The following is a 25259-nucleotide window of genomic DNA, read 5'->3' as shown; positions in this document are numbered from 1 at the left end:
GCTCTGTCACTCTGCGCTATTGCGCGGCACTGTTTTGCCATCTTTGGTCAACAGCGTATCGAAGATATCGATGCGACGGTCACGGAACACACCCCAGCTGCGACGGATATGCGCCAGTGCGTCTAAATCAAAGGTGTGCACCAGTACCGCTTCGCTGACTTCGTCAGCTTCCTGCACTTTGGCACCAGACTGGTCGGCAATAAACGAGCTGCCGTAGAAAGTGATAGAGAAATCATCTTCGCTTTCAGTACCAATCCGGTTGGACGCAATCAACGGCACTAAGTTAGCTGCGGCATGGCCTTGTTGCGTGCGCTGCCAGTGGTCGCGTGATGAAATGGTTGGGTCATGTGGTTCACTACCGATAGCGGTAGGGTAGAACAACAGCTCTGCGCCCATCAGTGCCATGCTGCGGGCACACTCAGGGAACCACTGATCCCAGCAAATACCGATACCGATTTTAGCATATGCAGTATCCCAGACTTTAAAACCGGTATCGCCCGGGGTGAAATAGTATTTTTCGCTATAGCCAGGGCCATCCGGAATATGGCTTTTGCGGTAAGTACCGAGGTAAGAACCATCGGCATCGACAACTGCGACGCTGTTGTACAGGCAGTTGCCAGCGCGCTCATAAAAGCTGATTGGCAATACCACTTTGAGTTCTTTGGCGATTTTCTGGAAATGCAAAAAGGCAGCGTTTTCTTCCAGCGGCACGGCAAAATTCAGATAATCAGGTTTTTGCTTCTGGCAGAAATAGTTACGTTCAAACAGTTCCTGTAACAGGATAATCTGCGCACCCTGGCTGGCCGCTTCACGTACCAGTTTTTCGCCACGGGCGATATTTTCTTCGACATTCCAGCCACCAATCATCTGGGTGGCGGCAACTGTAACGTTACGCATGCAACATTCTCCAAAGCAAAAGGAAAAAAGAAAACATTACTTTAGCCATAAACCCTGCTGACGGCAAAACTTCTGCATCGGATGCTCGCTGGCTAAAGCAGTGTGGGCGCGCAAAATGCCGGATTTTTCGCCGCACGTCAACGCATTTTTGGTGACAGATTTGGCTTTGGCAGCTGATTGAATCAGCTGGGAATTGTTATGTCGGAGATCTGAATAAAGATGGGATTTTTATGCGGGATCTGACCTGCCAAGTGGTGATGATGGATCACCACATGGCAGTAGAACAATAGCCTAACCTTTGGCAAGTTTTGCTGCTAACAGCAGTAACTCCGGCTGCAATCGGGTTTTATAGTTGATATGGACATAACTAAACTGCACTTCAGCTTTGGTATTCAACACATAGACTGCCGGTGCCGGCAATACCGCCTGGCCGGTGCTGTCATAGGTTAAGTTGATACCATAACTGCCTTTGTATAAAGCAGTGGTTTTGGCATCCAGGTAATAAGCGATACCAAAGGCTTTGGCGGCACTGAGTTTTTCATCCGACAGCAGGGTATAACTTAAAGCAACGTCTTTGGTCGATTGTTGTGATTTACTGACGGCGAGCGGCGCTTCCGGGCTGATGGCAATAATCTGATAGCCAAGTTTGGCAAATTCGCCTTCCACTTGTTGCAGGCCAGCAAGCTGCGTATTGCAATATGGGCACCAGCCGCCACGGTAAAACACCAGTACCGTTGGTTTTTGCTTGATAGTTGCGGTTAAATCAACGGTTTTTCCGGCTTGATCCAGCACCGAAATCGCTGGCACTGTCATGCCGTTTAATAAAGGACGTACAGTGTCCGGGCTGGTAGCAATTTCTGCGGCAGTGGAAAAAAATGCCGAGGCAGAAAAAAATGTTAAGGCGAGCAGCTTGGTGGTTTTTTGTAAAATGGTCATCGAAAATCCTTTATGAGCAGAAGTGCCCGATAAGAACGATCTGGGCAGGAATTTCTTTCAGCCGAGGCCAAAATTATTGATTAATTTGATCCTGCTTGGCAGAAGGCCGCTAATTCTCAGTTAGAATGCCAGGCAGAAAGCTTCTGCTAACAGCAGAAAATTGATCCAGATTTAAATAAAGGTGCAGCCGTGTTTGATGTAGTGATAGTCGGTGGGGGCATGGTCGGGGCGTCGCTGGCGCTGAAGTTTAGTCAAAGCGGGCTGAAAGTCGCCTTGCTGGAAAAAACTAATCCACCACAGCTGTCGCCACAACTCTCGGCAGTTGCGCCGGTTGATTTACGGGTCAGCGCAGTTAACCGGCGCAGCGAACAATGGCTGAGCGAACTTGGCGCCTTTCAGGCCATTCCGCCACAGCGGCTTTGTCCGTATCAACGCCTGCAAGCCTTTGAAGCTACTGACGGTAAGGTAACTGGCGCCGAATTGACCTTTACCGCCGAAGAAATCAAGCAGCCGCATCTTGGGCATATCATTGAAAACAATCAAATTCAGGCGGCGTTATGGCAGCAGTTTCCCGCCGAACTTTCGGTATTTTGCCCGGCGACCATTGTTTCACTACAACAAGAAAGCAACTACGCCAGCCTGCAGACTCAGGAATTTGGTGAAATTCGGGGTCGGTTGTTAATAGCTGCTGATGGTGGTACCTCGCAGCTGCGCACTTTGGCCGGCATCGGCAGCAATGGCTGGCAATATCAGCAGGGTTGTCTGGTCGCCACAGTTGAAACCGAATACGCCCAGCAAGACATCACCTGGCAGCAATTTACCGAACAAGGGCCAAGGGCATTTTTACCGCTACCAGGCGCTATGGGTTCTTTGGTCTGGTACGACAGTCAGCAACGGGTCAAACAGCTGGCAGCGCTTAATCGTGACGAGCTTGCCCAGCAAATTCAGCAGCATTTCCCGGAAAAGCTCGGCAAAGTGAAAGTACTACAACAAGGCTGGTTCCCGCTGACCCGGATGCATGCAAACCGATACAGCGCTGGCAGAGTGGTGTTGGTCGGTGATGCGGCGCATACCATTAATCCGTTAGCCGGGCAGGGTGTGAACTTAGGCTTTGCCGATGCCAAGGTATTGGCAGAACTGGTGCTGGCGGCAATGGCTGCTGGTGAGGATCCGGCGAACTCAGTATTGCTGGCAAAATACCAGCAGCAACGGAAAAATGCTAATTTATTGATGATGTCGGCGATGGATGGTTTTTATCAGTTGTTTAACAGCACATCACCGCTGTTTCGGTTTGCGCGTAAAGCAGGGTTAACGCTCGCCGCCAATGCCGGGCCGTTAAAAGCCTGGGTCGGTGCTTATGCGGCAGGGTTGAAGTAACTGGGATCAGTAACAAATTAACAAACGGGGTCAGAGTCAATTGTTAACAGGAGACTGTTAACAATTGACTCTGACCCCGGAAAAAAGAAAACCCAGCCGAAGCTGGGTTATCAAAGAATGGCAGGGGTACAGGGATTCGAACCCCAGAATGGCGGGATCAAAACCCGCTGCCTTACCGCTTGGCTATACCCCTGCAGAAAACATGTGACTTAAACGTATGAACTGATGACCATACTGCCACTAAAATTAATGGCAGGGGTACAGGGATTCGAACCCCAGAATGGCGGGATCAAAACCCGCTGCCTTACCGCTTGGCTATACCCCTGCAGAAACTGCAGAATTCTTACTTGCTTGGTGCGGAAAGAGAGACTCGAACTCTCACGCCTCGCGGCGCTGGAACCTAAATCCAGTGCGTCTACCAATTTCGCCATTTCCGCATACACTGGACGAACAAATTAAGTGGTGGCTACAGCGGGAATCGAACCTGCGACCCCAGCATTATGAGTGCTGTGCTCTAACCAGCTGAGCTATGTAGCCACTATGTCTTAGTTGTCCTAAGCAAGTGGCGCGTATTATGCTCAGATGCATTTTCATCGTCAACCGTTTTTTTACCGCATTAAAGCGCTTTGCGTTTGATTGCTGAAATTCTATCCAGATTGTTGACATCTCGGTCAATTTTGCCGCGAATCCAGGCAAATTCAGCTGATAAAAGATGGGGTTTCGGTATTAATTCCGTTAGTATCCAACCCGACGCTGCATCCAAATCAGCGTTCCGACTGCAGCCAAGACTGCTAATTTATGCAATTGCATAAAAAATATTACAGGAGAATTGATGTCGACCTCAACGACCACCGCCAACACCACAGCACCACCACGCTGGCCAAGGCAACTGCCGTACATTATTGCCAGTGAAGCCTGCGAGCGTTTTAGCTTTTATGGCATGCGCAATATTCTGACGCCATTTTTAATGACTGCCTTGTTGTTGGCTATTCCGGAAGAGCTCCGCGCCGGAGCTGCCAAAGACGTGTTCCACTCATTTGTCATCGGGGTGTACTTTTTTCCTTTATTAGGCGGCTACCTGGCCGACCGGCTGTTCGGCAAGTACAACACGATTTTATGGCTAAGCCTGATTTACTGTATCGGCCATGCCTTTCTCGCCATTTTTGAACACAGTGTGCAAGGGTTTTATACCGGCTTATTCTTAATTGCGTTGGGATCCGGCGGCATTAAACCTTTGGTGTCATCCTTTATGGGTGACCAATTTGACCAAAGCAATAAGACGTTAGCGCGCAAAGCCTTTGACTGGTTCTATTTCACTATTAACTTCGGCTCATTTTTCGCGTCGTTATTTATGCCGCTGCTGCTGAAATATTATGGCGCCGCTGTTGCCTTTGGTATTCCTGGCATTCTGATGTTTATCGCGACGTTATTTTTCTGGTTAGGCCGCAAACGATACGTCAACGTGCCACCGGAGCCGAAAAATCCCCATGGTTTTTTACCAGTGATCCGTACCGCGCTAATGGCTAAACAAGCCGGGCAGACCAATAGCGGTTTGTATGTGGCTATTGTTGGCGGTGCGTTAGCGGTGTATGCCTTGTCGCAAATGAGCTCGCTCGGTATTGTGGCGGCGCTTTGTCTGGCGCTGGTGCTGATTATGGGTTTTGGTGGGGCAGGTGCTGCGTTGCAACTAGAGCGCGCGCGTGGTGTGCATCCTGATCATGCTGTGGATGGTGTACGTTCGGTACTTAGAATTTTGATTTTATTCGCACTGGTGACACCATTCTGGTCCTTGTTCGACCAAAAAGCTTCGACCTGGATTTTGCAGGCTAATGATATGGTAAAACCTGAATGGTTTGAACCAGCGATGATGCAGGCATTGAATCCGGCGCTGGTGATGATCCTTATTCCTTTTAATCATCTGGTGCTTTATCCATTTCTGGAAAGATGCGGTGTGCAATTAACCTCGTTGCGCAAAATGGGTGCTGGCATTGCGGTGACCGGCGTCAGCTGGATTGTGATTGGCAGTATTCAGCTGATGATGGATTTGGGCACGCCAATGAATATCATGTGGCAAATCCTTCCGTACGCGCTTTTGACGATGGGCGAAGTGCTGGTATCGGCCACCGGATTGGAATTTGCCTATAGTCAGGCACCGGCGGCGATGAAAGGCACCATCACCAGTTTCTGGAACTTGTCGGTCACGGTCGGTAACCTTTGGGTATTGCTGGCCAATAACAGCATTAAAACCCCGACGGTGACGGCGCAGGTGGTGCAAAGTGGCTTGAGTGAAACGGCGTTTCTGATGTTCTTTTTTGCTGCTTTCGCATTGTTGGCGGCGACGATCTTCGCGCTTTATGCCAGAAGTTATCCGATGCAGGATAATTACCGACCAGTGGGGTAAGAGATACTGGCAAACCATGCGGCTGATTTGCCTTTATCCAAAAACAACAAAGCCACCGCAAGGTGGCTTTGTTTTATAAGCTGGATCGTCTAGTCCTTAATGGTATAGACGCTAAAAGCTTAGACGTTAAACAAGAAATGCATCACGTCGCCGTCTTTACAGACGTAGGTTTTACCTTCCACTTTCAGCTTACCGGCTTCTTTGGCGCCAGCTTCACCGTTACAGGCGATAAAGTCATCAAAAGCGACGACCTGAGCGCGAATAAAACCACGTTCGAAGTCAGTGTGGATCACGCCAGCAGCTTGTGGTGCAGTGGCACCAACCGGAATAGTCCAGGCGCGAACTTCTTTTACACCAGCAGTGAAGTAGGTGTGCAGGTTCAACAGCGAATAACCGCCACGAATAACACGGTTTAAGCCTGGTTCTTCCAAACCCATAGACTCTAAAAACTCAGCTTTTTCTTCGTCTTCCAGCTCAGCAATTTCAGACTCAATCGCGGCGCAGATGGCAACCACAATAGCGCCTTCTTTGGCGGCGATGGCGCGAACGACATCTAAGTGCGGGTTATTTTCAAAACCATCTTCCAGCACGTTGGCGATATACATCGTCGGCTTGATGGTTAAGAAATTCATATATGAAACTAAGGCTTTTTCATCATCGGATAAATCCAGCTGACGCAAAGTCAGGCCTTCTTCCAGATGTTTTTTGATTTTTTCCAGTACTTCAATTTCAGCTTTGGCGTCTTTGTCACCGGCCTTAGCTTTTTTGCTGACGCGGAAAATGGCTTTATCAGCGCTATCCATATCTGACAATACCAGTTCCATATTGATGGTATCGATATCGTCGGCCGGATCAATTTTATTGGCAACGTGGATGATGTTGTCATCTTCAAAACAACGCACGACATGGCCGATGGCATCAGTTTCGCGGATGTTAGCCAGGAATTTATTGCCCAAACCTTCACCTTTGGAAGCGCCTTTGACTAAACCAGCGATATCCACAAATTCCATGGTGGTTGGCAAAATACGCTGCGGATTGACGATGGCAGCCAGTTGCTGCAAGCGTGGATCCGGCACTGGCACTACGCCGGTGTTTGGTTCAATGGTACAAAACGGGAAGTTGGCCGCTTCAATGCCTGCTTTGGTCAACGCGTTGAATAAAGTAGATTTACCGACGTTTGGTAAACCAACGATGCCACATTTAAAACCCATGAGATGATCCTTTGAACTGAATACAGGCGTGCCTGCGAAATCGAAATTGTACCGAAACCTACAGCTTCAGTGCTTGCGGCTGTTACAGCAAATGCTAAACCGCGGCTTTAAAACTATGTAACCGGTGCTGGGCTTTCACCAGATCCTGCTGTTGCCAAAGCTCAAAACAGCGCAGACTTTCGTCCAGCGCATCTTCAATCAGCTTTTGCTCTTGCTGCGGCGCTTTGCCGAGCACATAACCTGTGACTTTGTCTTTATGACCCGGATGGCCAATACCCAGTCGCAGGCGATAAAAATTCGGATTATTGCCAAAATTGGCGGCAATATCTTTTAAGCCATTATGGCCGGCGTGGCCACCACCGAGTTTCAGCTTGGCAATGCCTGGTTCCAGCGCCATTTCATCATGCGCAACCAGAATAGCTTCGGGTGGAATTTTGTAAAACTGCGCCAGGGCGAGAACCGCTTTGCCGCTTAAGTTCATGTAGGTCGTCGGCACCAATAACTTGATTTCACGGCCTTCGAACAGGAACTTGCCGGTCAGGCCATAAAACTTGGCTTCGGCTTTGAGAGAAGTATTAAAACGACGGGCCAGTTGTTCAACGAACCACTGGCCTGCGTTGTGACGTGTATTGCTGTATTCGGGGCCCGGATTTCCCAGGCCCACGACTAACTGAATTGCTTCAGTCATTATTACTCAGCAGCGTCGTCTGCTTTACCAGCTGGTTTGTTTACAGAAACAACCGCCTGGTCATGACCAGCGCCTTTAGCCAGTTCAGCGATAACTACGCCAGCTGGAACTTTCAGGTCTGATAAGTGCAGAGTTACACCAACTTCAACATCAGCTAAATCCACTTCGATGAATTCAGGTAAGTTTTGTGGCAGAACTGTGATAGCCAGTTCGTTGATATGGTGAGCAACAACACCACCTTTTTTCACTGCAGCAGCTTCGTTGATGAAGTGTACAGGAACAACAGTGTGCAGTTCATGACCAGCTTCAACGCGTTGGAAGTCAACGTGAGTTACTTTTGGTTTGAACGGGTGACGTTGCATAGCTTTAACGATTGCTTTCACTTCTTCACCACCGACGTTGATAGTCAGGATGTGCGTGTAGAAACCTTCGTTGGCTTGAGCCTGGATCAGTTTATTGTGCTCCAGCGTGATAGATACAGGGGCTGCAGAGCCACCGTAGATGATAGCTGGAACTTTGTCCGCGTGACGCAGGCGGCGGCTCGCACCTTTCCCCAGGTCGTTACGAACTTCAGCATTTAACGTGTAAATGGCGTTAGACATGTTTATCTCCAAAAATGAATTGCTCTGGTTTCCGCGACCAGAAAACCAGAAAGAAGCTTCTTCCGGCTGGCGGAAAAAAGCGCGACATAATAGCACCGGGCATTAGATGCCGCAAATGAAAAAGGCGCCTTAAGCGCCTTTGTATCGAAGAGGTCAGTAAAAAGCAGGTTTAAGCAGGCAAAACCTGCTTTTTCCCGATTTGTATCAAGCTTAATCAAACATCGAAGAAATGGATTCTTCATTGCTGATGCGGCGGATACATTCGGCCATCATTTCGCTTAAGGTCAGCTGTTTAACTTTGCTGACGGCTTTCATTTCCGCTGACAGTGGAATGGTATCGGTGATGATTAGCTCGTCAATCACTGAATTGGCGATGTTTTCCGCAGCGTTGCCAGAGAATACCGGGTGCGTGGCGTATGCAAACACACGACGGGCGCCTTGTTCTTTTAGCGCTTCAGCGGCTTTACAGAGCGTGCCGCCGGTGTCGATCATATCGTCGACGATAATACAATCGCGATCTTTCACGTCTCCGATGATGTGCATCACTTGCGCGACGTTGGCTTTTGGCCGGCGTTTATCGATGATGGCTAAATCGGCGTCGTTTAACAGTTTAGCAATTGCACGGGCACGCACTACACCACCGATATCCGGTGATACCACCACTGGTGCCTGGAATTCACGTTTACGCATGTCTTCCAGCAATACTGGAGATGCAAACACGTTATCCACCGGCACATCGAAGAAACCCTGAATTTGTTCAGCGTGCAGATCTACGGTCAGCACGCGGTCAACACCAACGCTCGACAGGAAGTCAGCAACAACTTTGGCGGTAATAGGCACCCGGGCAGAGCGGACACGACGGTCCTGGCGGGCATAACCAAAATATGGAATAACAGCGGTGATACGGCCGGCAGAGGCGCGGCGCAGGGCGTCTACCATTACAATGAGTTCAATCAGATTGTCGTTGGTCGGGGCGCAGGTTGACTGGATAATAAAAACGTCCGATCCACGGACGTTTTCATTAATTTGCACACTGACTTCTCCATCGCTGAATCGGCCGACTTCGGCGTCGCCCAGTTTGATATACAAACGGCTGGCAATTTTCTTGGCGAGTTCTGGTACGGCATTACCAGCGAATATCTTCATGTCGGGCACGGTAGGATCCTCAGGGCGGTTTTGAGTCCGGTTAAAATCTTTAGCCAGGCGGTGGCGAACCCGGCTTCACGTTATACGGCATGTTCCAACACGGCCAATAAAGGCGACCGGTTGACCCCTCGCGCGACAAATCCACGGCAGTTGGCGGGTAAGTCGGCAAGGGCTCGACGAGCACTGAGTTCGTCCGGGAATTCAGCGAACAGACTGGCGCCAGTACCCGTCATTCGAGACGGCGCGTATTCTACCAACCACTGTAAGGTTATTGCAACAAGCGGGTAGAGACGTACAACCAGTGATTGGCAGTCATTGCGCCAGTTTTTCTGCAGCTCTGAGTTTAGTACATCAGCTGCCGAAATGACCGGACTGTTACGGATTAAATCCGGATGCGTAAAGATTTCTGCAGTACTGACATGGCAAGCAGGCGTGACAACCAGATAGGTTTTTTCAGGCATTGCCATTGGCTGTAGTTTTTCACCAACCCCCTCGGCAAAGGCGGTGTAGCCTTCAACAAAAAGCGGTACGTCAGCACCCAATTTCAGACCAATAGCAGCCAGTTCAGCGATGGATAACCCTAAATCCCATAGTTTATTCAGCGCATGCAAAGTGGTGGCTGCATCGGAAGAACCACCCCCTAGACCACCGCCCATCGGCAGGTTTTTTAGCAGGAAAATATCCACACCGGCGGCGGCTGCGGCGTATGGTTTTAACGCTAAGGCAGCGCGGTAAATCAGATTGTCGTTGCCTTCAAGGCTCAGATCGTTGCAGCTTAGCTTAATGACGCCGGTTTGATTGGCGCTGAATTGAATTTCATCACCGGTATCCAGAATCTGAAACAAGGTTTGCAGCAGATGATAGCCATCGGCGCGCCGGCCGGTGATATGCAAAAACAGATTTAGTTTTGCCGGAGCGGGAAGGGTTAAGGTGCTGTTTTTGAAAGTCGGTTGCTGCGAACTCATAACATTTTCCATTGCCTGATCACCAGTTTTATCCGGGTATCACTGGATTCAAGGGTAATCTGTTGCGGCAGGGATAATCTGTCCGGGAAAAACTTCGGATAACTGACCTGCCAGCGGCGATTTTGGCTATCGAGCAAACTAAAACTGGTCAAACGGCCCATTGGATCAAAACGTAGATCGCTGCTGCTGTTGCCGGTCATGCCTTTAAGCCATAACGGCATTTCTTCGATAGGCAGTGACCAGCCAGATAAATAATCCAGCAATGCGGCGGCACTTTGCGCCTGATGAGTTTCGCCGCTGACTTGCACCAGCGCGCCTTGGGCTGAGGTTTGGAGTTTGAAAATGTTAATGCCGATAAAGTTATTTAAATCAGCAGTATAAAATTCATCTTGTTGCACCCAGTTTAAGCTGCCACTGACACTGTCGCCGGGTGCTTTTACGCCAAGTGACGCAGTGAGTTCAAATTGAGTTAAGGTCGCAAGTTGCTGTTGGCGCTCGCGGGCCGGTAAAGGTATTTCGGCAACTTTCGGTTGCTGCCAGCTGGCGCAGCCGCTGAGGAAGAGGGCTACCAACACCGGTAACCACAGCTTGGTCGATTGAGTCACATCAGATCCTTGTTTGACTGACCGCCATTCGGGCAGTACAGGTAAGCATTTTTAAAGCACACGCTTGCTGAACATCTTGCCGATAAATGGCATGAAATCTCAGGCTCTAGATCAAACGCCGTGGGCCATCGATTAAGTTAATTCTTTTCTTGCATAGCTTATTTTCGTACAATTCGCGCCTTATTCAGAAGGTCGCCCGCTTTTTAGCCGGCATTAGCAGGTGAATCACTATCTTTGCGCTTGGGATCAATCACAAAACTGCACCTGTCGCCTTACGCGAACAAGTGGCTTTTGCGCCGGAGCAAGTGGCCGGTGCGCTGCTGGATTTAGCAGCTGCAACCCAAGTGACGGACGCGGTGATCGTGTCAACCTGCAACAGAACCGAGCTGTATTTTAGCGGTACTGAAGCGCAATCGAAACAAGTAATTGCATGGCTTGCCAAATTTCATCAGTTGGAGCTGACGGATGTGGCAGGCCATTTGTATTTGCATCAGGACCAGGCTGCCGCGACGCATTTAATGCGGGTAGCCGCCGGTTTAGATTCATTGGTACTCGGCGAGCCGCAGATTTTCGGCCAGGTAAAACAAGCTTATAGCCAGTCGCGGCAGGTTGGCGCCATTCAGCCGGTATTTGAACGGTTGTTTCAAAAAACCTTTGCTGTGGCGAAACAAGTGCGCACCGATACCGAGATTGGTGCCAATGCGGTGTCGGTGGCTTTTGCCGCAGTGGCACTGGCGAAACAAATTTTCGGTAAACTCGATAAAGTTAAAGTGCTGCTGATTGGCGCCGGTGAAACGATTGAGCTGGTGGCCAAACATTTGTTAGAACAAGGCGCCAGTCAGTTGACTGTGGCGAACCGCTCATATGACAGAGCCGCAGCCCTGGCTGCACAGTTTTCCGGCCAGGTGGTCAGTCTGGCGCAGGTGCCACAGGCGTTGGTGGATGCCGACGTGGTGATTAGCTCTACCGCCAGTACCTTGCCAATAGTCGGCAAAGGCATGGTCGAACAGGCGCTGAAAAAGCGCCGGCATAAACCGATGTTTCTAGTCGATTTAGCGGTACCGCGGGATATTGAAGCACAGGTCAGTGAATTAGAAGACGCCTATTTATACACAGTCGATGACTTACAAAATATCGTGTCGCAAAATATGCAGTCACGTCAGCAAGCTGCCACTCAGGCCGAGCAAATGATCGCAGCGGGTGTTGCTGAATTTAGTCAGTGGCTGCAATTGCAGGACAATATTGACTGGGTACGCGATTACCGTGAACGTTGTGAAAGTGTCAAAACAGAATTAGTGCAGCGGGCGCTGAATCAGTTGGCCAGCGGTCAGGACGCCGAGCGGGTGTTGCAGGAATTAGCGACTAAACTCAGTAACAGATTGATGCACGCGCCCACCAAAACCATCCGGCATTTATTGCAGGATGAACAGGTTGAAGCCAAAACTTTGATCAATTTTTTAGTAGATATTTAATCAGGTACAGCTTACCCCATGAAAGAAACGGTTTATCGTAAACTCGAAGGTCTGGTCGAACGTTATGAAGAAGTGCAGGCGTTGCTCAGCGACGCTGGAGTTATTTCTGATCAGAGTCGCTTTCGGGAACTCTCCAAAGAATACAGTCAGTTAGAGCCAATTGCTCAGGCGTTTTTTGATTATCGTCAGGCGCAGGACGATTTTGCCAGCGCTGAAGACATGATGAAAGATTCCGATCCTGAAATGCGCGAAATGGCGCAGGACGAATATAAATCCAGCAAAGAGCGCATTGAAACGCTGGATCAGGATTTACAGATTTTATTGCTGCCTAAAGATCCCAACGATCATAACAACTGTTTCCTGGAAATTCGGGCAGGTGCCGGTGGCGATGAAGCCGCTATTTTTGCCGGTGACGTATTCCGGATGTACAGCCGATTCTGCGAGAAAAAACGCTGGAAAGTGGAAATTGTCAGCAGCAACGATGGTGAACACGGCGGTTATAAAGAAGTCATCGCCAGCGTACAGGGCGAAGGCGCTTACGGTACTTTTAAATTTGAATCCGGTGGCCACCGCGTACAACGTATTCCAGCCACTGAATCGCAGGGGCGGGTGCATACCTCAGCCTGTACTGTGGCCATTATGCCGGAAGTGCCGGAAAGTGAAGCGATTGAAATTAATCCGGCTGATTTAAAAGTTGATACTTTCCGCGCTTCAGGCGCCGGTGGTCAGCACGTTAACCGGACTGATTCGGCCATTCGGATCACCCACTTACCAACAGGTATCGTAGTGGAATGTCAGGACGAACGTTCGCAACATAAAAACCGTGCCCGCGCCATGAGCGTGCTGCAATCGCGTATTCAGGCCGCTGAAGATGAAAAACGCCGGTTAGTTGAAGAATCGACCCGTCGTTCTTTAGTCGGTTCTGGCGATCGCTCTGAGCGCATCCGTACTTACAATTTCCCACAAGGTCGTTTAACGGATCACCGCATCAACCTGACCATTTACCGCTTGCTGGAAGTGATGGAAGGGGAACTGGATTTAGTGCTTGGGCCGCTGAATAACGAACATCAGGCCGATTTGCTCGCGGCGCTGGCGGAAGAGAACCGTTAATGGCAACGCGCCTGCGATGACTGACCATCCGCCGCTAACCATCGCGCTGTGGCTGCAACAGACTGCCGCAGCCTTGTTGCCACTGGCCGGACTGGATGTCGCGATTAGTGATGTCCGGCTGGAAGCCCGCCGTTTGCTCGGCGATGTACTTGATATCACCCCCACCGCCTTGCAATTGCGTTTGAATGATCTGTTGTCACATGCTGAACTAGCCTTATTGGCTGATGCGCTGCAACGACGTTTGCAAGGTGAGCCTCTTGCCTATATTACCGGTCGTTGGTGGTTCTGGGATCTGGAACTGGAAGTGGCGCCTTGCACCTTAATTCCACGACCTGACACCGAACTTTTAGTGGAACAGGCGCTTTCTTTGGCGCTACCAGCCACCGCCAGAGTTCTGGATTTGGGCACCGGCACCGGTGCTATTGCGCTGGCATTAGCTAAAGCCAAACTTGATTGGCAGGTCACTGCAGTTGATTTTAACGCTGATGCAGTTGCACTGGCGCTACGCAACCAGCAACGACTACAACTGCATAATTGTCAGATTGGCCAAAGTGACTGGTTTAGTGCTTTAGCCGGCCAACGCTTCGATCTGATTTTAAGTAACCCGCCTTATATCGATGCTCTGGATCCGCATTTACAACAAGGTGACGTTAAGTTTGAGCCTTTATCCGCGCTGGTGGCTCCCATGGCTGGCCTCGCAGATTTACAGCATATTTGCCAACACGCGCCAGAATTTTTAACCGAAGGTGGCTGGTTATGGCTGGAACATGGTTATCAGCAAGCGGATGCGGTGCAGCAGTTACTGCAAGCGGCTGGTTTTACCGAAGTTTCATCACGTCGTGATTATGCAGGGCAATGGCGGATCAGCGGCGGCTGTTTCCGAGCTCCTATCTAAAAATTTTTTCCAGAAAACCGTCACTACGTGAAATAAAATCAGCTGCGCTGCAGCGCAATTCTTTGACCGAATCCTTTTTAACGCATATAACTAATCACACTACTTCAATTGGTTAGCATGAGGGACAGGTCGTGGCCAATGATTTTTTATTTGCAGAAGAGCCGGAAGAATTGCCACCGACACATCACGGCAGCTGGAAAGTTTTAATTGTCGATGATGAGCCGGAAGTGCATGCAGTGACCAAACTGGCACTCAGCGATTTCTCCTTTCAGGGTAAAAACCTCGAATTTATCAGTGCTTATTCTGGTGCTGAAGCCAAAAAAATGATTGAAGCCCATCCAGATGCGGCCATTATGCTGCTCGATGTGGTGATGGAAACCGATGACGCGGGCTTGTTAGTCGCGCGTTATATCCGCGAAGAATTACACAACCATTATGTCCGGATTATCTTGCGAACCGGTCAGCCTGGTCAGGCGCCAGAGCGGCAGGTGATTGTGAATTATGATATCAACGACTACAAATCCAAAACTGAGCTCACTGCGCAAAAGTTATTTACGGTGGTGATGTCGAGCCTGCGCTCTTATCGCGACATTTTGTCGATTGATGCCAGCCGTCAGGGTCTGGAAAAAATCATTACCGCATCGGCTGATTTGTTTTCAGCGCATTCGATGGAACAATTTATCGATGGCGTATTGCAACAACTGACCTCCATTCTGGGCTGTAACGACAACGCACTGTTGGTCACGTCGAGTTTAGTTGCCGGTAATGTGCATGAAAATCAGGATCCGGACGAGCTGGTGGTGTTTGCTGGTCTCGGTGAATTTGAGCATAAAGAAGGGCAGTCGGTATCATCGGTGCTGGATCCAATTCTGATGGATGCATTTCACCAGGCGCTGCATAGTCGCAGTATTGTCTACCGTGATAATTATTTAGTGGCCTATTGCACCAGTAAATTTACTCATGGGTCGTTATTATATGTGTCGGGTTTACCTAATCTGGTGAATGACAACCAAAAACGGTTGATCGAACTGTTTTCGCAAAATGTGCAGATCGCCTACGAAAACGTGCAGTTACAGCATGAAATTGAAGATACCCAGCGCGAAATTGTTTATCGGTTAAGTGAAGCGGTTGAGCAGCGTTCGATTGAAACCGGCAACCATGTCAAACGAGTGGCCTTTATTTGCTACGATTTGGCCAAAGCCTACGGTTTGCCGGACACCGAGGCCGAAAAGCTGATGTTTGCCTCACCGCTGCATGATGTGGGTAAAGTGGGTATTCCGGATGGTATTTTAAATAAACCAATGAAATTACAGGAACATGAGTGGGAAGTGATGAAAACCCATTCCAGCATTGGTTATGAAATTTTAAAAAATTCCAAAAGAGCCATCATTCAGGCTGGTGCGATTATCGCCCGCGATCATCATGAAAAATGGGATGGCACCGGTTATCCGGCGGGGAAATCGGCAGAAGATATTCATGTTTACGGTCGGATAGCCGCCATGGCAGATGTGTATGATGCACTGCGCCATCGTCGTTGCTATAAATCGCCCTGGACGCCGGAAGCGGCGTTGGCGCACATTATCAGCGAGTCTGGCAAACAATTTGAACCGGCATTGGTGGAAATACTGAAAAGCAGGGTCGACAAGATAGAGGCAATCCTGCAAAAATACCCGGACGAAGATTAATCCGGCAACAGCCACCTGCGGGTGGCTGTTTTGTTTCATGATGTGGATCCGGTCTGACGGTTTGTTTTGGATCCAATCCATTTTTTCAATTGAATAAGAGAACCAATTTTATGTATATGGCTTTAAAACATACCCATTTAATGTTGGTGGCAATTAGTCTGTCGCTGCTGATCTTACGTTTTGTGTTGTCGCTGCGCGGCTCCGAGTTATTGCAACGCAAGTTTCTGAAAATTGCCCCGCATGTGGTGGATACTTTGCTGTTGGCGTCTGCCATTGGCTTGATGCTGACTATTCAGCAATATCCTTTTGTGAACCCTTGGCTGACGGAAAAATTATTTGGCGTGTTGGCATATATTGCGCTCGGTGTGATGGCGTTTAAAGGCCGCACCACAACTTTGCGGGTGTTTGCCTTTGTCGGTGCGTTGGGTTGGCTGGTGTTGGTGGTGAAAGTTGCGATCACCAAAACACCGGTATTTTTTAGCTGAAATCTTATTCTTATTCTTTGTATGCAGGAGGCCCGATGGCCACTCAAATCATAAAAGTTGGTGCGCTTGAAGTCGCCAACGACAAACCTTTTGTGCTGTTCGGTGGCATGAATGTGCTGGAATCACGTGATATGGCGATGCGGGTTGCCGAGCATTATGTCACTGTCTGCCAGAAGCTGGGCATTCCTTATGTGTTTAAAGCGTCCTTTGATAAAGCCAACCGCTCATCGGTGCATTCTTATCGTGGCCCTGGGATGGAAGCTGGTCTGCGGATTTTTGAAGAAATTAAAAATACATTTGATATTCCGCTGATCACCGATGTGCACGAGCCGTATCAGGCGGCACCGGTGGCTGAGGTGGTGGATGTCATTCAATTGCCGGCATTTTTAGCGCGGCAAACCGATTTAGTGATAGCGATGGCCAACACCGGTGCAGTGATTAACGTCAAGAAACCACAGTTTTTAGCGCCGCATGAAATGCGCCATATCATCACCAAGTTCCGCGAAGCCGGTAACGAGCAAGTGATTTTATGTGAACGAGGTTCCAGCTTTGGTTACAACAACCTGGTGGTTGATATGTTGGGCATGGATGAAATGAAGCAATATGCACCGGTAATTTTTGATGCGACACACGCGTTGCAAAAACCGGGTGGCCGGACTGATTCAGCTGATGGTCGCCGCGCTCAGGCAGCGCAATTAGCGCGTTCTGGGATGGCATTGGGGCTGGCGGGGTTGTTTATTGAAGCCCATCCAAATCCAAATGAAGCCAAATGTGACGGTCCTTGTGCGTTATCGCTGGATAAACTGGAGCCTTATTTGGTGCAAATGAAAGCGTTGGATGATTTGGTGAAGAGTTTCCCACCGCTGGATACTTCAGCCAGCTAAGTAACCGCTTGTGATCACACTGCGCCAGACCTGGTTGCTGGATTGGCGCAGTGAGTTGTTGGTAAACCCTTCAAAATCGTGGATAAGCCTTTAATACCGTTGCTGTACGTAACTCACCACATCCTGATATTTCTGATTTAAATCATCGATATAAGTCTGTATCAACGCCCAGTCACCTTCTTCACTGGCGCGTTCGAGCTTAAACGCCACTTCCGAAATTTGCAGTGCCCCGACACTTTTTGCTACCGACTTAAACTGATGAGCAATTGAATGTACCGCCTGACTTTGCTGGTGATGGGCTTGTTGCTCAATGTTATCGAGCAGTTCCGCGGCATGACTGACAAAGTAATTCAGATATTCTTCATGTTTAGCCGGGTCATTACCGAGAAAATTGGCGATGGTAGTAAAACAAATGGGCGACGTTGCTTTGGCTTCGGCGACCGCTGTTTTGCTGCTTGCGACTGCGGTCACTTTGGCCAGCGTATCCGTGGCAACCGGCAGCGGCAACCAGCGTTGCAGCATCGCCTGTAAGGCTTCAAGTTCGATTGGTTTGGTAATGTAGCCATCCATACCGACACTCAGGCATTTTTGTTCTTCGCCTTTTAAGGCGTTGGCGGTGACCGCCACAATCCGGGTGAATTGGCTGTCATCATCGTCGTATTGCAGCGCTTCTTTACGCACAGCTGCCGCCAAATCATAACCACTCATATTCGGCATATGTAAATCGGTCAGCAGCAGCGGGTATCGGTACTGTCGCCATTTATCCAGCGCCAGTGCGCCATCGTCCGCCACTTCAACTGCATAACCAAGGGCATGCAGTTGGTCGACAATCACTTTTTGATTCATCAGGTTATCTTCAGCAAGCAGAATAAGTTTGCCTTGTTGCTTCGCTTCTTCAATGCTCATGGCGGTTGCAATACCCAAACCGGTTTTGGCGCTTTGGGAAGGTCTGATTTTACGTTTGGCGGTGACTAAAATCGCATCGTATAAATGACTACGGCAAATCGGCGCGCTATGTAAATAACTAATGCGCTGATCGCTGTTATCTGATAATTCCGGCAAATTGGTGAGCACCACAAAACTGCTGGGCTGCTGCGCTGGCTCCGCGAAAAGTTGATCCAGCACGGTTTGTGCAAGTTGCTGATAAGTTGCGTCCAGCAGCCAGATCACCGGCTCTGCAGCCGGTAACCTGTTGACTGGAATCGTAATTTTTTGTTGCAGTTGTTCCAGATTGGCAATCGCTTCCACCTGTGCACCGGCATACTTTAAATAACTGCACATTGATTCCAGGTTATAAGGGTCACTGGAGTACACTTTGATCATTAAATCGGCCAGCAATTGTGTTGAAATCTGCTGCATTTCCTCCGAGCGGCGCATCGGTAACTGCACTTTAAATTCAGTGCCTTTGCCCACTTCACTTTGTAATTCAATATCGCCATACATCAGTGCTGTTAAGCGCTGACAAATCGATAAGCCCAGACCGGTGCCACCATACTTGCGGGTAATTGAACCTTCAGCCTGGCTAAAGGGTTGAAACACAAAGTGCATCTGACGCTGAGTCATGCCCTTGCCATTATCAATGACGCTGAGTTGTATCTGTGAAAACTCCATATTTTCATCAATCAAATCAGCACGAATTTGTACTAAGCCCACTTTGCCGGCCGTGGTTTGAGTAAATTTAATCGCATTGCCGGCCAGGTTGTACAGAATTTGCCGCAAGCGCACCGGATCGCCGATCAAACCATCCGGGATCCTTGGATCAATATAGATTTTTAAGTCAATTTGACGCTGATAAGCCATCGAAATCAGAATACGGCCAACCGCTTCCACTATATCCACCAACGACAGTGGAATGGCTTCCAGCTCTAATTTTCCGGCTTCAATTTTCGAGAAGTCCAGAATGTCGTCCAGGATCCGCAGCAGTGAAAATGACGATTCCCGGATGGTATCAGTCATCCGGAATTGCGCAGTGGCAAGCGGGGTTTTGCGCAGTAAATCAATGGTGCCGATAATACCGTTCATTGGTGTGCGGATTTCATGGCTCATCGTCGCCAAAAAGGTCGATTTAGCTTCATTCGCTTTTTCAGCCGTTATTTTCGCGGATTCAAAAGCATCGGTACGCTCTTTAATGCGGGTTTCAACTTCTTGTTTTAATTGCTGAATGTTGGATTCAGATGCCTTAAGTTCTTTTTGCGAGCCGGCGATTATTTTAAATAAGCGATTGATTTGATGCGCAAGTTCTGCAAAACCATCACGACCACTGACACTGCCGGTGTACTGGCCGAGGGAAATGGTTGATTGGATATCCTGATTGAGTTGATCAATGTGCTGATGGAAAAAACGGTTTAATTGATGGGCGAGTGCCCAGGCTAGCAGCAATGCCAGCCCGGCAATCAGCAAAGTTTGCCACAACAGCGGCTGCAGGTTCAAAGTTTCAAGCTGGCGAACCAGCATCAGGCTGCCGACAGTGCTGCCATCGACCTGCAGTGGTTGCACTTCCACCAGAAAACCAGTTTGTTGTTTTGGCTGAGTTAGTGCGACAGCCGGGTCAAAACCCGGTAAACCTTGGGTGTGTGCAACCAGTAACGGATTATCCTGCTGCAATCGGTATAGATATGCTGCGCTGTTGGCTTGCTGGCTGTTCAGTAAGTCCAGCAGCGGGCTGGTGTCTTCCCAACGATCCAGTGACAACATCGGCATGATGGCGCCGGTAAGTACTGATAGCTGTTGTTTTAATTGCTGTTGTTGCAACTGACCGGTGTCAGGTTTCTGCTCGAAGTAACTGACGGTCAGACTTAACCCTGCTTGCAGCAATACAATCAACAGCGCCAATAACGCCAGCCGCCGAAACAGTGGGGGAGCAAAAGACGATTTTTCCATGTCAGAACCGACCCGAGAGATTACAAAATAACCATAAATTTAATTCTAACGGTTTTAAGGCGGGGCTCCAGTCTTTTATCAGTTTTTAATCAATTAGTTATCTTTAATCCGCTGAGAGACTTTAGTCACTTGTGTCAGATCGTTGATTTTATATCGCCGGCCATCCTGTTGGCGTAGCCTGTGATCAGACAAGCAACGCAAGTTATTGTTAGATGAAATAGCGGTAGATATGCTGAAAAAGCAGCAGTTTGCTCAAGTTCTAGGCTGTCAGTGCAGAACTGGCAAAAAAAAGTTGACTTGCCAGGGCAAAATCCGTTTAATACCCCCCGTTGCCCAGATAGCTCAGTCGGTAGAGCAGCGGATTGAAAATCCGCGTGTCGGTGGTTCGATTCCGCCTCTGGGCACCATAAATTTTATGGTGTGTTGATTTCCCTTCGTTATCAGTTCACTACAGTGTTCTCTTCATTGAACAAAGCCGCTTTAGCTCAGTTGGTAGAGCAACTGACTTGTAATCAGTAGGTCATCCGTTCGACTCGGATAAGCGGCACCATTTATGTACTGATATAAAGTACAATGAAGACCAGTTTTGCCCAGATAGCTCAGTCGGTAGAGCAGCGGATTGAAAATCCGCGTGTCGGTGGTTCGATTCCGCCTCTGGGCACCACTCTAAGAAAGGCCAGTCAACAGACTGGCCTTTTTTTTCTGAAAAATTAACTTTAAAAGTATATACATCACCCTTAGTTATCTTAAAGTTCCGAATTCCACAGCGCTGCTTTTGCCACTTTTAAAGAGAGCAATTTGCCAGGTTCAGTTAATTTTTTTTCAGTAATGTTAGTGGTTGATGAGCAGCTTGATTCAGTTATTGCTAATTGAATAAATTCGTTCTAAGCTGCGTGCCCTTTTTATTTTTTGTTGAATTGCTGGTTTTTTGAGCTGTTGATTTTGCGGTGCTCGCTGCCTGATGTGGCTGAGCTATGGTTAATAACAGACTCTGTGCTCCGTCAATTGCCGGGGATTAAATCAGATCTCCTGGCTGAGGTAGAAAAATGACAAAAGCAATCATTCTGGTGTTGGATAGTTTTGGCATTGGCAGTGCACCGGATGCAGACAAATTTGGCGACACGGGTGCCAACACATTTACCAGTATTGCCCGCGCCTTTGCCAAAGCAAAAGGCCGCCAACTGGCGTTACCTAATTTGGCCAGACTCGGTCTGGTCAAAGCCGCTTTTACCGCATCGTCAGAAATGGCAGCAGTCGCCGACCATGAACCGGTCGCCGGTGCTTATGGTTGTGCTGCGGAGCTTTCCAGCGGCAAAGACACACCAAGTGGTCACTGGGAAATCGCCGGGGTACCGGTGTTGTTTGACTGGGGCTATTTCCACGCCAAAAATCAGAGTTTTCCGAAAGAGTTAATTGACGAGTTATGCGCTCGGGCAGGTGTCGCCGGTATTCTTGGTAATTGCCATGCTTCCGGTACCGATATCTTGGTCCGCTTAGGCGATGAACATGTCACCACCGGCTTGCCGATTTGTTATACCTCGGCCGACAGCGTGTTTCAGGTGGCGGCGCATGAACAGCATTTTGGTTTGGAACGGCTGTACCAGTTTTGCGAAATCGCCCGTGAATTGTTAGATCCCTACAATATCGGCCGGGTGATTGCGCGACCATTTCTGGGCGATGCACCTGACAATTATGCCCGTACAGGTAATCGCCGTGATTATTCAGTGTTACCACCAGCGCCAACCTTGTTGGATAAACTGACTGAAAGTGGTGGCACTGTGGTGAGTATCGGTAAAATCGCTGATATTTATGCCCATCAAGGGGTTAGCAAAGAGGTGAAAGCCAATGGTCTGGCGGCGCTGGTTGATAAAACCTTGCTGGAATATGCCGCGGCGCCGGATCGCAGTCTGATTTTTACCAATTTAGTCGATTTTGATCAGAACTATGGCCATCGCCGTGATGCGATTGGTTATGGCGAAGCGCTGGAATATTTTGACAGCCGTTTGCCGGAGCTGACCGCCGCGCTTGGGCCTGATTCAGTGTTGCTGATGACCGCCGATCATGGTTGCGATCCGACCTGGATCGGTACCGAGCATACCCGCGAATACGTGCCGGTATTGTTTAGTGGCCCTAAAGTTGCGCCGGTAAACCTAGGTGAACGGAAGACGTTCGCCGATATGGGGCAGACGCTGGCCGAGTTTTTTGGTTTGGCACCGCTGGCTTATGGTGAATCTTTCTTAAGCCTGACCAAGTTGAAGAATGAATAACTGATTATGTAAGACTTGTTGCGCTTCGACTTTTGATAGTTCGACGGTGCAATTAACGACGTATTTTTTAACGACTTATTTTTTAACGAAAAGAGATTTCAGATGACTACTCCTCATATTCACGCCGACGTTGGCGCTTTTGCCGAAACGGTTTTAATGCCAGGTGATCCACTGCGCGCCAAGCACATCGCCGACACTTTTTTAACGGACGTAGTTTGCGTCAACACTGTACGCAACATGTACGGTTTTACCGGTAAATATCAGGGTAAACCGGTCAGCGTGATGGGCTCAGGCATGGGCGTGCCATCGATGTCGATTTATGCCACTGAACTGGTTAAATATTACGGTGTGAAAAATATCATCCGTATTGGTTCTTGTGGTGGTTTACCGTTATCAGTCAAAGTTCGGGAAGTCGTGGTCGCAATGGGTGCCAGCACCGATTCTGCGGTGAACCGTAACCGCTTGCAGGGCATGGATTTTGCGGCGCTGGCCAGTTTTGAGTTGTTAGAACGTGCCGTTGCTGCTGCCCGTGCCAAAAATATCGGCGTGAAAGTGGGTAACGTGTTTACCTCAGATCTGTTTTACAATCCGGACGCACAACTGTTTGATACCCTTGAAAAATATGGAATTTTGGGTGTCGAGATGGAAGCGGCCGGTTTATACGGCGTTGCCGCCGAGTATGGCATCAATGCGCTGGCGATTATGACAGTGTCGGATCATATCCGTACCGGTGAATCATTAAGCCCGGACGAGCGTCAAACCAGCTTTAACGAAATGGTTGAAATTGCCTTAGCCCTGGCATAACCGGAGAACCAGCATGTCATTGACCACCAACAAAATGTTTTATGTATCCTGGGAAGCGTTTCACCGCGCGACCAAGGAACTGGCGAAAATGTGCTTAAACGGCGAGTTCGACAGTATTGTCGCAGTCAGCCGTGGTGGTTTAGTCCCGGCAGCCATTTTGGCGCGTGAGCTGAATATCCGGGTCGTTGACAGTATTTGTGTGTCGAGTTACGACCATGATCAACAACGTGAGTTGAAGATTTTAAAAGATGCTGCGTTGCAGGATAGCCCGAAGTTATTGATTGTGGACGATTTGGTCGATACCGGCGAAACAGCCAAAGCGTTGCGCGAACACTTTCCACTGGCTTGTTTTGTGACAGTCTATGCCAAACCACAGGGCAAACCGCTGGTTGATAAATATGTGACTGATATTGAACAGGACACCTGGATCCAGTTGCCCTGGGATATGGAGCTGGCCTACAGCGCGCCGCTTGCGGAGCAATGAGACCCTTCATCCTTGAAGATGCGGGGTTGTTGCCGTCGCTCGTTCGCTGAAGCGTCAGTCCGACTGGAACGCCAGCGCGGCCAGTCACATAGGACAACTATGCTCCGGGCCGGGCTGGCGCTCCAGCCTCACTCTCTAGTCGCCTACCCGCATCTCCAATGATTTTGGGTATAAAAAGACCCCCAGTAATTGGAATGTCCAACTAGTGGGGGTCACTTCACATTCGCTGCTTTTTTCATTTGGGTCGTCATCAAATATTAAATGCAACCTATTCAGGAAGCTGCAACTTCACCCACACCAACCGGTGATCCGAGCTTGAACCCCGGCTATTCACCACTTCATGCAGTGCTTCTCCCGGAGCTGGCCAAAACACGCCGCTACTCAGATATTTCAGGCCATTTTTAGCAGGTAAGACATAGTCGGCGCGCATCCGCCAACCGGCGGTATGACTGGCGCCATGTGGTTTATCCGGAGAGTGTAGGCTGCCGCCTTTGCTTTGTGGGGTAAAGTCGCTATTGATCAATTTGTGTTGGGTTAACGCCTGAATTGCATCACGAAACGCATCACCTTCATTTGGAGATGAATTCAAATCACCGACAATCACAAATGGCGCTTTGGCAGCATAACCACCAGTTTTGCCTTGATCATCCACCATATAAGATTGACCCGACAGGTAATCAACCCAAAACTTCACTTCATCGTGATTGCGGTTGCCGTTGCGGTTTTCTGCGCCATCAAACACCGGTGGAGTTGGGTGACTGGCTAGAATGTGTAACGTTTTGCCATTGATGGTGACAGGCACATCCCAATGCGATTTACTGGATAACGGCATTTGTTGCCAGGCTTCAGCACTGAACCATGGGCTACCATCAGCTTTGCTGGTGACTTTGTGCCCCGGCAGGTCTTTCCATTTAAAATGCTGAAAAGTACGGATGTTTTGCTGATCAATCGGGAACTTCGACAACAACACCATACCGTATTGGCCCGGATATTTACCAAATCCCCAGGCATCTTCGCCCGGTGTATTGATCTGACCATCGTTATTTAAGTCAAAGCCACTCGGCTGGCCGGTATTCACAGTGCTGTAATAGTGATAAGGATAAAGCTGTGGCGTGCCACCTTGTTGTGGTTTTGTCAGGTAGTTGTCGATAAACAACTGCACACCTTTGGCAGGGTCAGCGATATAGTCAAATTCGTTCAGCAGAATAATATCCGGCTGAACTTGCTGAATGATCGCGGCAATATTACGAATTTGCGGGTGATCGCCTTTTTTCAGCAAAGTCGCCAGCACATCCGGGCCAATAGGGGCACTTTTATCGACATAGTTTTCCGCTTCCATGCTTACATTAAAGGTTGCGACAGTTAACTCAGTTGCAGTCACCGAAAAACCTCCAAACCAAACAGGGAGCATAGCCAATAGTATGGCGGAACGATTCATAACAAAATTCCAGGGTAGATGTTGACG

Annotated in this window: 21 protein-coding genes and 7 tRNA genes; 14 read left to right on the top strand and 14 right to left on the bottom strand. The window is 49.1% G+C overall.

The window, feature by feature from the left end; genetic code table 11:
* Nucleotides 1-6 precede the first annotated feature (6 nt).
* Nucleotides 7-897 (bottom strand): N-carbamoylputrescine amidase, encoded by an 891-nt coding sequence (gene aguB / locus A5320_RS02620; RefSeq protein WP_068060539.1) that lies wholly within the window; start codon nucleotides 895-897, stop codon nucleotides 7-9.
* A 291-nt stretch (nucleotides 898-1188) separates the two neighbouring features.
* Nucleotides 1189-1833 (bottom strand): peroxiredoxin-like family protein, encoded by a 645-nt coding sequence (locus tag A5320_RS02615; protein ID WP_068060536.1) that lies wholly within the window; start codon nucleotides 1831-1833, stop codon nucleotides 1189-1191.
* Nucleotides 1834-2022: 189 nt separating this feature from the next.
* On the opposite strand from A5320_RS02615, the gene A5320_RS02610 reads away from it, so the two are divergent.
* A complete protein-coding gene (locus A5320_RS02610) occupies nucleotides 2023-3210 on the top strand; it encodes an FAD-dependent oxidoreductase (RefSeq protein ID WP_082971492.1) in 1188 nt (395 codons plus the stop codon).
* A 118-nt stretch (nucleotides 3211-3328) separates the two neighbouring features.
* Here A5320_RS02610 and A5320_RS02605 read toward each other — a convergent pair.
* From A5320_RS02605 to A5320_RS02590, 4 genes are all read right to left on the bottom strand, one after another.
* Nucleotides 3329-3403: transfer RNA gene (locus tag A5320_RS02605), tRNA-Gln, on the bottom strand.
* 57 nt (nucleotides 3404-3460) lie between these two features.
* Nucleotides 3461-3535: transfer RNA gene (locus A5320_RS02600), tRNA-Gln, on the bottom strand.
* A gap of 27 nt (nucleotides 3536-3562) precedes the next feature.
* Nucleotides 3563-3647: transfer RNA gene (locus tag A5320_RS02595), tRNA-Leu, on the bottom strand.
* Nucleotides 3648-3670: 23 nt separating this feature from the next.
* Nucleotides 3671-3747, bottom strand: a tRNA-Met gene (locus A5320_RS02590).
* Between the two features lie 295 nt (nucleotides 3748-4042).
* On the opposite strand from A5320_RS02590, the gene A5320_RS02585 reads away from it, so the two are divergent.
* Complete coding sequence (locus tag A5320_RS02585; RefSeq protein WP_068060530.1) at nucleotides 4043-5611, top strand: POT-type proton-dependent oligopeptide transporter; 1569 nt, start codon at nucleotides 4043-4045, stop codon at nucleotides 5609-5611.
* 119 nt (nucleotides 5612-5730) lie between these two features.
* On the opposite strand, the gene ychF is transcribed toward A5320_RS02585, so the two are convergent.
* From ychF to lolB, 6 genes are all read right to left on the bottom strand, one after another.
* A complete protein-coding gene (gene ychF, locus A5320_RS02580) occupies nucleotides 5731-6822 on the bottom strand; it encodes a redox-regulated ATPase YchF (RefSeq protein WP_068060527.1) in 1092 nt (363 codons plus the stop codon).
* Between the two features lie 94 nt (nucleotides 6823-6916).
* On the bottom strand, nucleotides 6917-7510 hold the full coding sequence (gene pth / locus A5320_RS02575) for an aminoacyl-tRNA hydrolase (RefSeq protein WP_068060523.1): 594 nt from the start codon (nucleotides 7508-7510) through the stop codon (nucleotides 6917-6919).
* A gap of 2 nt (nucleotides 7511-7512) precedes the next feature.
* A complete protein-coding gene (locus tag A5320_RS02570; RefSeq protein ID WP_068060520.1) occupies nucleotides 7513-8112 on the bottom strand; it encodes a 50S ribosomal protein L25/general stress protein Ctc in 600 nt (199 codons plus the stop codon).
* Between the two features lie 210 nt (nucleotides 8113-8322).
* A complete protein-coding gene (locus A5320_RS02560) occupies nucleotides 8323-9258 on the bottom strand; it encodes a ribose-phosphate pyrophosphokinase (RefSeq protein ID WP_240652893.1) in 936 nt (311 codons plus the stop codon).
* 80 nt (nucleotides 9259-9338) lie between these two features.
* Complete coding sequence (gene ispE / locus A5320_RS02555; protein ID WP_068060511.1) at nucleotides 9339-10223, bottom strand: 4-(cytidine 5'-diphospho)-2-C-methyl-D-erythritol kinase; 885 nt, start codon at nucleotides 10221-10223, stop codon at nucleotides 9339-9341.
* Nucleotides 10220-10828 (bottom strand): lipoprotein insertase outer membrane protein LolB, encoded by a 609-nt coding sequence (gene lolB / locus A5320_RS02550; protein ID WP_068060508.1) that lies wholly within the window; start codon nucleotides 10826-10828, stop codon nucleotides 10220-10222. Before lolB ends, ispE begins: the two co-directional genes overlap by 4 nt.
* Before the next feature lie 224 nt (nucleotides 10829-11052).
* On the opposite strand from lolB, the gene hemA reads away from it, so the two are divergent.
* The 6 genes from hemA (at nucleotide 11053) to kdsA (ending at nucleotide 17359) form a co-directional block, all read left to right on the top strand.
* A complete protein-coding gene (hemA, locus tag A5320_RS02545) occupies nucleotides 11053-12300 on the top strand; it encodes a glutamyl-tRNA reductase (protein WP_068060506.1) in 1248 nt (415 codons plus the stop codon).
* A gap of 18 nt (nucleotides 12301-12318) precedes the next feature.
* Nucleotides 12319-13410, top strand: coding sequence for a peptide chain release factor 1 (gene prfA / locus A5320_RS02540; protein ID WP_068060503.1), 1092 nt, complete (start codon nucleotides 12319-12321; stop codon nucleotides 13408-13410).
* Nucleotides 13411-13426: 16 nt separating this feature from the next.
* Nucleotides 13427-14305: a peptide chain release factor N(5)-glutamine methyltransferase gene (gene prmC / locus A5320_RS02535; RefSeq protein WP_068060500.1), complete on the top strand. Its 879-nt coding sequence runs from the start codon at nucleotides 13427-13429 to the stop codon at nucleotides 14303-14305.
* Between the two features lie 131 nt (nucleotides 14306-14436).
* On the top strand, nucleotides 14437-15990 hold the full coding sequence (locus A5320_RS02530) for a DUF3369 domain-containing protein (protein ID WP_068060497.1): 1554 nt from the start codon (nucleotides 14437-14439) through the stop codon (nucleotides 15988-15990).
* A gap of 110 nt (nucleotides 15991-16100) precedes the next feature.
* The gene (locus tag A5320_RS02525; RefSeq protein WP_068060494.1) at nucleotides 16101-16475 is read left to right on the top strand and encodes a SirB2 family protein; all 375 of its coding nucleotides are present in this window, start codon (nucleotides 16101-16103) and stop codon (nucleotides 16473-16475) included.
* A gap of 35 nt (nucleotides 16476-16510) precedes the next feature.
* The gene (gene kdsA / locus A5320_RS02520) at nucleotides 16511-17359 is read left to right on the top strand and encodes a 3-deoxy-8-phosphooctulonate synthase (protein WP_068060491.1); all 849 of its coding nucleotides are present in this window, start codon (nucleotides 16511-16513) and stop codon (nucleotides 17357-17359) included.
* A gap of 90 nt (nucleotides 17360-17449) precedes the next feature.
* Here the strand turns inward: kdsA and A5320_RS02515 are convergent, their stop codons facing one another.
* Nucleotides 17450-20239, bottom strand: coding sequence for a hybrid sensor histidine kinase/response regulator (locus A5320_RS02515; RefSeq protein WP_068060488.1), 2790 nt, complete (start codon nucleotides 20237-20239; stop codon nucleotides 17450-17452).
* Between the two features lie 331 nt (nucleotides 20240-20570).
* Between A5320_RS02515 and A5320_RS02510 the strand changes: the two genes are divergently transcribed.
* The 6 genes from A5320_RS02510 to gpt all read left to right on the top strand — a co-directional run bounded on the left by A5320_RS02510 (nucleotide 20571) and on the right by gpt (nucleotide 23794).
* Nucleotides 20571-20646 (top strand) — tRNA-Phe (locus tag A5320_RS02510).
* A gap of 67 nt (nucleotides 20647-20713) precedes the next feature.
* Nucleotides 20714-20789 (top strand) — tRNA-Thr (locus A5320_RS02505).
* A gap of 38 nt (nucleotides 20790-20827) precedes the next feature.
* Nucleotides 20828-20903, top strand: a tRNA-Phe gene (locus tag A5320_RS02500).
* A 382-nt stretch (nucleotides 20904-21285) separates the two neighbouring features.
* Nucleotides 21286-22506, top strand: a complete 1221-nt coding sequence (locus A5320_RS02495) for a phosphopentomutase (RefSeq protein ID WP_068060485.1) — start codon at nucleotides 21286-21288, stop codon at nucleotides 22504-22506.
* Nucleotides 22507-22608: 102 nt separating this feature from the next.
* The gene (gene deoD, locus A5320_RS02490) at nucleotides 22609-23310 is read left to right on the top strand and encodes a purine-nucleoside phosphorylase (RefSeq protein ID WP_068060482.1); all 702 of its coding nucleotides are present in this window, start codon (nucleotides 22609-22611) and stop codon (nucleotides 23308-23310) included.
* Between the two features lie 13 nt (nucleotides 23311-23323).
* The gene (gpt, locus tag A5320_RS02485; RefSeq protein WP_068060479.1) at nucleotides 23324-23794 is read left to right on the top strand and encodes a xanthine phosphoribosyltransferase; all 471 of its coding nucleotides are present in this window, start codon (nucleotides 23324-23326) and stop codon (nucleotides 23792-23794) included.
* 268 nt (nucleotides 23795-24062) lie between these two features.
* Here gpt and A5320_RS02480 read toward each other — a convergent pair whose 3' ends face one another.
* Nucleotides 24063-25175: an endonuclease/exonuclease/phosphatase family protein gene (locus A5320_RS02480; RefSeq protein ID WP_231916643.1), complete on the bottom strand. Its 1113-nt coding sequence runs from the start codon at nucleotides 25173-25175 to the stop codon at nucleotides 24063-24065.
* Nucleotides 25176-25259 lie beyond the last annotated feature (84 nt).

Source organism: Rheinheimera sp. SA_1 (assembly GCF_001669775.1).
Classification (GTDB): domain Bacteria; phylum Pseudomonadota; class Gammaproteobacteria; order Enterobacterales; family Alteromonadaceae; genus Pararheinheimera.
Note: the sequence above shows the minus strand (reverse complement) of the source record. Positions and strands in the feature narration are given on the sequence as shown.

Excerpts from the sequence above, each read along its gene's own strand:
- aguB (WP_068060539.1), bottom strand. The coding sequence starts at position 897 with ATGCGTAACGTTACAGTTGCCGCCACCCAGATGATTGGTGGCTGGAAT.
- A5320_RS02615 (WP_068060536.1), bottom strand. The coding sequence starts at position 1,833 with ATGACCATTTTACAAAAAACCACCAAGCTGCTCGCCTTAACATTTTTT.
- A5320_RS02585 (WP_068060530.1), top strand. The coding sequence starts at position 4,043 with ATGTCGACCTCAACGACCACCGCCAACACCACAGCACCACCACGCTGG.
- ychF (WP_068060527.1), bottom strand. The coding sequence starts at position 6,822 with ATGGGTTTTAAATGTGGCATCGTTGGTTTACCAAACGTCGGTAAATCT.
- pth (WP_068060523.1), bottom strand. The coding sequence starts at position 7,510 with ATGACTGAAGCAATTCAGTTAGTCGTGGGCCTGGGAAATCCGGGCCCC.
- A5320_RS02570 (WP_068060520.1), bottom strand. The coding sequence starts at position 8,112 with ATGTCTAACGCCATTTACACGTTAAATGCTGAAGTTCGTAACGACCTG.
- A5320_RS02560 (WP_240652893.1), bottom strand. The coding sequence starts at position 9,258 with ATGAAGATATTCGCTGGTAATGCCGTACCAGAACTCGCCAAGAAAATT.
- ispE (WP_068060511.1), bottom strand. The coding sequence starts at position 10,223 with ATGAGTTCGCAGCAACCGACTTTCAAAAACAGCACCTTAACCCTTCCC.
- prfA (WP_068060503.1), top strand. The coding sequence starts at position 12,319 with ATGAAAGAAACGGTTTATCGTAAACTCGAAGGTCTGGTCGAACGTTAT.
- prmC (WP_068060500.1), top strand. The coding sequence starts at position 13,427 with ATGACTGACCATCCGCCGCTAACCATCGCGCTGTGGCTGCAACAGACT.
- A5320_RS02525 (WP_068060494.1), top strand. The coding sequence starts at position 16,101 with ATGTATATGGCTTTAAAACATACCCATTTAATGTTGGTGGCAATTAGT.
- kdsA (WP_068060491.1), top strand. The coding sequence starts at position 16,511 with ATGGCCACTCAAATCATAAAAGTTGGTGCGCTTGAAGTCGCCAACGAC.
- A5320_RS02515 (WP_068060488.1), bottom strand. The coding sequence starts at position 20,239 with ATGGAAAAATCGTCTTTTGCTCCCCCACTGTTTCGGCGGCTGGCGTTA.
- A5320_RS02495 (WP_068060485.1), top strand. The coding sequence starts at position 21,286 with ATGACAAAAGCAATCATTCTGGTGTTGGATAGTTTTGGCATTGGCAGT.
- deoD (WP_068060482.1), top strand. The coding sequence starts at position 22,609 with ATGACTACTCCTCATATTCACGCCGACGTTGGCGCTTTTGCCGAAACG.
- gpt (WP_068060479.1), top strand. The coding sequence starts at position 23,324 with ATGTCATTGACCACCAACAAAATGTTTTATGTATCCTGGGAAGCGTTT.